The sequence below is a fragment of the Solidesulfovibrio sp. genome (assembly GCF_029978005.1).
Taxonomy (GTDB): Bacteria; Desulfobacterota; Desulfovibrionia; order Desulfovibrionales; family Desulfovibrionaceae; genus Solidesulfovibrio.
The window spans coordinates 26,526-33,975 of record NZ_JARKOZ010000033.1 but is presented as its reverse complement, the minus strand read 5'-3'; the positions used below and the strand labels follow the sequence as shown (position 1 = coordinate 33,975).

8 protein-coding genes are annotated in these 7,450 nt (G+C 68.3%); 5 read left to right on the top strand and 3 right to left on the bottom strand.

Annotated elements, in window-relative coordinates; translation table 11 throughout:
• The 3 genes from Q1K70_RS22120 to dsrA form a co-directional block, all read right to left on the bottom strand.
• On the bottom strand, positions 1–98 hold a 98-nt coding region (locus tag Q1K70_RS22120; RefSeq protein WP_366521649.1), incomplete at its 3' end, for a dissimilatory sulfite reductase D family protein.
• Between the two features lie 65 nt (positions 99–163).
• Entirely contained in the window at positions 164–1,309 is a 1,146-nt protein-coding gene (gene dsrB, locus Q1K70_RS03480; protein WP_300155798.1) for a dissimilatory-type sulfite reductase subunit beta, read from the bottom strand.
• A 15-nt stretch (positions 1,310–1,324) separates the two neighbouring features.
• On the bottom strand, positions 1,325–2,638 hold the full coding sequence (dsrA, locus tag Q1K70_RS03475; protein WP_300155795.1) for a dissimilatory-type sulfite reductase subunit alpha: 1,314 nt from the start codon (positions 2,636–2,638) through the stop codon (positions 1,325–1,327).
• Positions 2,639–2,982: 344 nt separating this feature from the next.
• Here dsrA and Q1K70_RS03470 point away from each other — a divergent pair, with 344 nt between their 5' ends.
• The 5 genes from Q1K70_RS03470 (at position 2,983) to Q1K70_RS03450 (ending at position 7,347) form a co-directional block, all read left to right on the top strand.
• Complete coding sequence (locus tag Q1K70_RS03470; protein WP_300155792.1) at positions 2,983–3,636, top strand: YkgJ family cysteine cluster protein; 654 nt, start codon at positions 2,983–2,985, stop codon at positions 3,634–3,636.
• 38 nt (positions 3,637–3,674) lie between these two features.
• Positions 3,675–4,175 carry a hypothetical protein gene (locus tag Q1K70_RS03465; RefSeq protein WP_300155790.1) on the top strand — a complete coding sequence of 167 codons (501 nt, stop codon included), beginning with the start codon at positions 3,675–3,677 and terminating at the stop codon, positions 4,173–4,175.
• An 8-nt stretch (positions 4,176–4,183) separates the two neighbouring features.
• On the top strand, positions 4,184–5,266 hold the full coding sequence (locus Q1K70_RS03460) for an acyltransferase (RefSeq protein WP_300155788.1): 1,083 nt from the start codon (positions 4,184–4,186) through the stop codon (positions 5,264–5,266).
• 243 nt (positions 5,267–5,509) lie between these two features.
• On the top strand, positions 5,510–6,811 hold the full coding sequence (locus Q1K70_RS03455) for a DUF2325 domain-containing protein (RefSeq protein WP_300155786.1): 1,302 nt from the start codon (positions 5,510–5,512) through the stop codon (positions 6,809–6,811).
• Between the two features lie 155 nt (positions 6,812–6,966).
• Positions 6,967–7,347 carry a RidA family protein gene (locus tag Q1K70_RS03450; protein WP_300155783.1) on the top strand — a complete coding sequence of 127 codons (381 nt, stop codon included), beginning with the start codon at positions 6,967–6,969 and terminating at the stop codon, positions 7,345–7,347.
• Positions 7,348–7,450: the final 103 nt, after the last annotated feature.

Below are 7,450 nucleotides of genomic sequence, written 5' to 3'. Positions count from 1 at the left end.
GGCAGGAAGGCGTAGAAGTCCTTCAGGTAGAACTTGGACTTGTTGGTCTTGGCCTTCAGCGTATCGATGATATGCTGTTTGGCTTGTGCTTCGTCCATTCGGAACCTCGCTTTGGTTTCCGGATGGCGCGGGCCCTAAGGCCCGCGCCGCCGGTATGGGTTGCCTAGAAATTGAAGTTGGTGGACTGACGCCAGGTGAAGTACGCCGGATCGCGGAAGTCGTCGATCAGGTGGTGCGTGAAGTCCAGCTCGCACTTCTCGAAGAAGCTCTCCCAGCCGATGCGCTCGGCCCAGTCGCCCAGGCGCTCGTACTTGTTGGCTTCAGCCGCGTACACTTCGATGATCTTCTTGACCACCTTGGCCAGGGTAGGCCAGCGGGGCGGCTCGTTGGGGATGAAGGCCACGGCCACCTTGGAGAACTTGGGCATGGAGATGCGGTTGGACACCTTGCCACCCACCATGATGATCACGCCGTCGCCTTCCTGGTCGGAGAGGGGCAGCGAGGGGCACATGGTGTAGCAGTTGCCGCAGTACATGCAGCGCGAGGCGTTGACCGCGACGGAGTTGAGCTTCTTGCCGTCGACCTCGACCTTGGTCGGCTTGATGGCGCCGGTGGGGCAGGCGGAGACGGCGAGCGGCACTTCGCAGATGTTGTCCAGGCGGTCGTGCTCGACGATGGGGGGCTTGCGGTGGATGCCGACGATGCCGATGTCGGAGCAGTGGACCGCGCCGCACATGTTGAGGCAGCAGGCGAGCGAGATGCGGACCATGGCCGGCAGGGTCATGGACTGGAAGTAGGAGAACATCTCGTCCATGACGGCCTTGACCGGGCCGGAGGCGTCGGTGGCCGGGGTGTGGCAGTGCACGTAGCCCTGGGTGTGGACGATGTTGGAGACGCAGGCGCCGGTGCCGCCGACGGGGAACTTGTAGCTGCCGCCGGGGAACTTGCGGGTCTCGAGGTCGGCGACGAGGGCGTTGGCCGCGGCCTCGGTCTCGACCATGAACTCCACGTTGTTGCGCGTGGTGAAGCGCAGATGGCCGCCGCAGTGCTTGTCGGCGATCTCGCAGATCTCGCGGATGTGCGTGACGCTCATGAGGCGGGCGGCGCCGACGCGCACGGTGTAGACCGTGTCGCCGGACAGGGCCACGTGCTTGAGCACGCCGGGCTTGACGATCTCGTGGTAGTCCCACTGACCTTTGTTCTTCTTGATGACCGGCGGATAGAACTCCTCGAAATTACGAGGGCCGATATCCGTGATCCGACCTTCCATGGGTTTGTCGGGATTGTATCCGGAAGAAATGAATGCCATGTCTGTGTCCCCCGCTTATCTCATGTGTCTCTGGCGATAGGCCTTTTCGTCATGGGCAAAGCCGCCGGGCACCTCTTCTTCCTTGAAGAAGATGTACGGGTTGGAGCGCGGCTCGACGACGTGCTGCGGCATGGCCTTGGTGTTGGTGACCTCGAGCAGCTTCTGGAAGGAGAGACGCTTCATGGTCTCGCCCACGCGCTCGCGGTTCTTGCCTTCTTCCATCCACCAGTCCCAGATGTTCTCGATGACTTCCTTGATCTCGTCGTAGGGCTGTTCCACCACGACGAAGGGGACGAGCAGCGAGGACATCTGCGCGCCGTCGAGGATCGGGGCCTTGGCGCCGACCAGGATGGACGCGCCGGTCTCGGTGCCGATCTTGACCGCGGCGGGCATCGTGTTGATGCAGTGCATGCAGCGGGTGCAGTTGCTGTTGTCGATGGCGAGCTTGGCGCCGTCGTAGCTCATGCAGCCGGTGGGGCAGCGGTCGACGACTTCCTTGACGATGTCGAACTTGCCCCAGTCGCGGCCGGAGTGGGAGCCGCCGCCCGGCTTGAACTCGCCGGCGACGTAGGCCTTCACGCGGTCCTGGTCGATGCGGATGTCGTCCTTCCAGGTGCCGATGACCGAGAAGTCGGAACGGGCGATGGAAGCGACGCAGCCGTTGGGGCAGCCGTCGAACTTGAACTTGAACTTGTAGGGGAAGGCCGGACGGTGCAGCTCGTCCTGGTAGTCGTTGGTCAGGGTGTGGCAGAGGTCCTGGGTGTCGTAGCAGGCGAATTCGCAGCGCGACTGGCCCAGGCAGTCGGCCGGGGTGCGCAGGTTGCCGCCGGAGCCGCCCAGGTCGGTGTTCATCTTGTGGGTGACGTCGTAGAAGATCTCTTCGAGCTGCGGGGTGGTGGTGCCGAGCAGCACGATGTCGCCCGTGGAGCCGTGCATGTTGGTCAGGCCGGAACCGCGCAGGTCCCAGATGTCCATGACGCCGCGCAGGTATTCGGAGGTGTAGTACTTGCCGGAGGGCTGGGCGAGGCGCACCGTGTGGAAGTGGGCGACGCCGGGGAACATCTCGGGCTGGTCGCAGTAGCGGCCGATGACGCCGCCGCCGTAACCGAACACGCCCACGATGCCGCCGTGCTTCCAGTGGGTCTCCTTGTCCTTGAAGGAGAGTTCCAGCACGCCGAGCAGATCGTCAGGGCAGTCGACCGGCACCTGATAGTCCAGACCGTCGGGATTGGCGGCCCGGTGCGCGGCTTCCTGTTTGATGTCGGACACGAAGCTGGGCCATGGCCCGGTTTCGAGCTGGTCCAACAAGGGGGTTTGGTGTTTCGCCATTTGCTTCCTCCAGTGGGGTTTGAAGAGTTACCGCCTTAACCAATCGACGCGCGCCGCCGGCGGCCGGGCCGCCTGGGCGCCTCCCCTCCCGCCGACCCTGCTCGCCGACGGGCGGGGCGTTTAATCGCTAGGGGGGTCTGGATGGAACGTGAACTATTGCACAATCGCTCCCGTACTAAATTGACGCCAGCCTTCTGTCAACGGGAAAACGCAATTGCGACGGTCCATCCTGCATCCCGGCCCATACCACGTGGGCGTCTCCGATGCAAAGCCCTTTTGCGTCCGCGCGCCCCGGACGCGGCCCGGGGCTTGCCAATCCGCCGCTTTTCCTCCATGCACGGGCCATGATCGAAGCCGTCCCCGCCTGCCGCCGCTGCGGCGTCTGCTGCCGCCGGGGCGGCCCTTCCCTGTCGCGCCGGGACCTGCCGCTGGTGGCCTCGGGGCTGCTCCGTCCGGCCAGGCTCATGGTCCTGCGCCGGGGCGAGCATGTGGCGGACAACGTGGCCGGCGGCGTCGGCCCGCTGGCCGTGGAGCTGGTGCGCCTGCGCCCGGGGCCGGACGGCCGGGGCTGCCTGTTTTTTCGCGAGCCTCACACCTGCTCGGTCCACAGCGAGCGGCCCGAGCAGTGCCGGACGCTCTCCTGCGACGCGCCCGGGGCCGTGGCCGCGACCTATCTGGAAGACCGCCTGAGCCGGCGCGACATCCTGGCCTCGGACGATCCCCTGGCCGCCCTGTGCGCCCACCACGAAGCCGAGACGGACCTCGTCCGCCTGGCGCTGCTCTGCCGCCGGGCCCTGGCCGGCCACGCCCCCTCCCGGGAGGAAGTGGCGCGCGCCGTGCGCCTGGACGCGGCCTTCCGGGAGCTGCTGCCGGCCCGGGCCGGCGTGGCCGCGGCGGACCTGCCCTTCTACCTCGGCCGACCGCTTGCCCGCGCCCTGCCGGTCCTGCGGGCCGCGCTCGGGGTGGGCGGCCTTTACAAGCCGGTCCCAAGCGCCTAAACAGGCTGCGCCGGCCGTGCGTCGCGCCGGGAGGAAGTATGAAGAGATTGCTCGCCACCTGCCTCATCGTTCTGGCCGCGGCCAGCGCCGCCTGGGGCATGGACATGCGCCAGGGCTTCGGCAAGTACCGCTACGGCGACGCCTGCGAAAAGATGTTCTCCGGGCCCTCCTTCGCCGTGGAGCGCGCCCGCCCCCTCTGGAACGCCCAGCTCCAGATGTTCGGCCTGGCCTACGATCCCGAGACCGTGGCCAAGAGCCCCTTCGTCCTGCACTACGACAAGGACGAAAAGCCGGAACTCGACGGCGTGCCGCTCAACCGCATCTACTACGGCTGCAACAAGGACACCGGCCGCTTCTCCCTGGTCGTGCTCGTCCACGACCTGCTCTCGGTCGGCAAACTGGTGGAGAAGACCACGGCCAAGCTCGGGCCGCCCACCACCACCACCATGATCCAGACCATCTGGGTCCAGCCCGACCTCTACGTGCAGATCGACCAAGTCTATATGATCATCTACGACCGCCGCGCCGGAAAGCTCTGAGCCGGACCATGGCCCGACCCGCCGGCGGCCCGCGCCAACTGCGATGGATCGAGGCGGCCCGCACCACGGCCATGGCCGTGGTGGTCTGGTCCCACTCCGGCAACATGGCCTTCTTCCGGGAAGGCGACTTCTCCGCCATCCCGCTTTTCTCCGCCTGCCTGGTCACCTTCGCCGTGCCGGCCTTCTTTTTCATCTCCGGCTACCTGCTCGGCCGAAACGACCTGGCGAGGCCGCCGGAAATCCCCTTCCAGCGGCGCCCGGCCAGGCAGGCGGCCCGGCTGGCGCCGCCCTTTTTCGCCTGGAACGCCCTGACCCTCCTGGCGCTGAAGCTCCTCTACGGCGTGCCTCTGCTGACCCGGTCGAGCCTGGCCGACATGCTCTTCGGGGCCGTGCAGCTCTACTTCGTCTTCGTCATGCTCCAGTTCCTGCTGCTCCTGCGCTTTTTCAACCCCTTCGCCACGCCGGCACGGCTGCGGGCCGCGACGGCCTGGGCCGCGGCCGCCACCGTCGCCTTCCACGCCTTTTCGGCCGTCCTTTACTACGCCACCCCCCCGGCCGACTACCGCTTCGAGCTGGTCGGCATCCGCCTGGCCCCGGCCTGGGCCGGGTTCTTCTTCCTCGGCTGCTGGCTGTCGCGCCACGAGGAAGCCTTCGCCGCCCTGACCCGGCGGCTGCCCCTGCTGGCCGGCGCGACCGCCCTTTCCTTCGCCGCCTACCTGTGGGAGGTGTCGGCCGAGTCCAGAGCGCTGGGGGCCAATTTCCGCCAGTACTTCCTCCCTTCCGGCCTGGCCTTCCAGGTCCTCGGCAGCCTGGCCCTGTGCGCCGCCTGCCGCCGGGCCGAGGCGAGCGGCGGCGGACGCCTCTTCGACCTCCTGGCCGGGTGCGGCTGCGACACCCTGGGCATCTACCTCTCCCATTACGTCCTGGTGCTGGCCTTCTACGCCGCCTGCCCCCCGCCCGTGGCCCCGGCCTGGCGACTGCCCCTGGGCCTGGCCGCCCTGGCCCTTTCCTGGACCGGCTCCCTGGCCCTGACGCGACTGGCCCGACGGGCTTCCGGTTTCCGCCTTTCCCGGCTCCTCTTTCCGGGCTAGGCCCTTTCCCCCGCTTTGCCTTGACGCACCTCGGGCCTTTTAATTATCATTAACTCAATCGATTTAATGACAACACGTCTCGCCCAACCCCGGAGCGCCGCCATGTCCCCTCGCCCCCTTTGCCGACACGCCGCAACCTGCCCCGGTCGATCAGCGGCATTTTTATTGACAACGAATTTCAATTTCAATTACACCCGACATGACCGCCGCGGGACGCGCGGCGCTTTCGAAGGAGGGACCGTCATGACGCGAAGGACGCTTTGGGACAACGCCGACTACGCCTGCCCCATCGTGGGCACCTGCCTGACCATGGCCGAGCTGCGCCGCCTGTGCCGCAAATGCGGCGACGCCGTGTCCGAGGACGCCTCGGACTACGAGGCCCACGTCTTTCTCGTCGGCCAGGCCAAGGTGGCGGGCGGCGGGCCGGCCAAGCACCTGCAGCGCTTTCTGGACAAGAAGTTCCGCAAGGACCTGCGGGCCTTTCTGCGCGTGGACGACCCGGCGGAACTCAGGCGCATGTGGCGCGAGCGCGCCGACGCCGGCGACGTGCCCGGCCCCTTCTGGGCCCTGATGTCCCACCCCACCGTGCCCGAGGCGCTGTTGCGCGAGGTCTACGGCGAGGTGCACATGCTCTCCCACCGGGTGGGCGCGGCCAACCGGGCCGACCTGTCCCGGCTGGCCCGGCTGGAGGAGCGGCTGGCCGAGACCGAGGCCGCCCTGGAGGAAAGCAAGGCCGTGCTGCGCCAGGCCGTGGCCGTGTGGAAGGGCCGCTGCCGCGAGGCCATGGAGGAGCTCGCCGCCGAGCGCGTCAAGCGGCAGGCGGCCGAACGCGAACGCATTTCCCTGCGCGAGGCCATCGAGAACTCGGCCGTGGCCGCCGTGCGCCGCGACCGCGACATCCTGCGCGACCAGCTGGCCGAGGTCGCCGCCCGCCTGGAGGCCACCGAGGCCGAGGCGGGCCGGCAGGCCCTGGCCCTGGAGCGGGTCCACGCCGAGCTCTCCCTGGCTCGCCAGGACCTGGCCGACCGGACAGGCGAGGTGGAGGCGCTGGAGGCGACGCTCTTCGCCGCCCTCGGCGACGCGGCCGCGGCCCATGCCGCCCACGCCGAACACCACCGCGACGAGCTGGACGTCCCCGCCGGCCACGCGCCCTGCGCCTGCCGGGAACAGGGCCTGGCCGAGGGCTCCTGCGGCGGGGCCTGCCCCTGCCGGGCCGAAGGCCCCTCCGGCCTGGCCGGCAAACGGGTGCTCTACGTGGGCGGCCGCTGCTCGCTGGTCTCCCACTACAAGCTTCTGGCCGCAAAATTCGGCTGCGAACTGCTGCACCACGACGGCGGCCGGGAGCAGTCGGCCCACCGGCTCTGGGAGCTGCTCGGCGCGGCCGATGCCGTGGTGTGCCCCGTGGACTGCGTGAGCCACGAGGCCTGCGCCCTGGTCAAGCAGGCCTGCAAGGGCTGCCTCAAACCGCTTGTCCTGGCCCGGTCCTCGGGCCTGTCCAGCCTGGCCCGTTCCCTGACGGAACTGGGTTCCGGGCATTCCCACTAGCCTTCCTGTCCGCCGGGGGGGCGGCCGCCGCCCCCCTCCCGCCTCGCCGCCGGATGTTTGCCCGCAGCGCCGGAAGTTTGCTCCGGTTGCGCCCGCCGGCCATCCCGGCTATCGTTGTTGCCATTCGATTCCCGAATGTTCCCGAAGGAGGGCGCATGACCCCGCGACGCAACATTTCCTCCGGCTCCAAGTGGGAGCCCCTGCTCGGCTACAGCCGGGCCGTGCTGGCCGGCAACACGGTCTACGTCTCCGGGACGGTGGGCGTGGCCGCCGACGGCTCCGTGCCCGAAGGGGCCTACGCCCAGACCAAACGCGCCCTGGAGATCATCCGCGACGCCCTGGCCCAGGCCGGCGCTGACCTGGCGGGCGTGGTGCGCACCCGGCTCTTCCTGGCCGACATGGCCGACTTCGACGCCGTGGCCAAGGCCCACGGGGAGGTCTTCGGCGAGATCCGGCCGGCCACGACCATCGTGGAGGTGGCCAAGCTCGTGGACGCCGCCTTCGTGGTCGAAGTCGAAGCCGTGGCCGTCGTCTAGCCCCCGGCGCGACCGGAACGCGCCGGCCGGGGCGGCTGCGGCGATTTTGCTTGCGAGGTGTCCTTTTTACGTTTATCTTGTGAAAAAAGGGACAAAAAGGCCC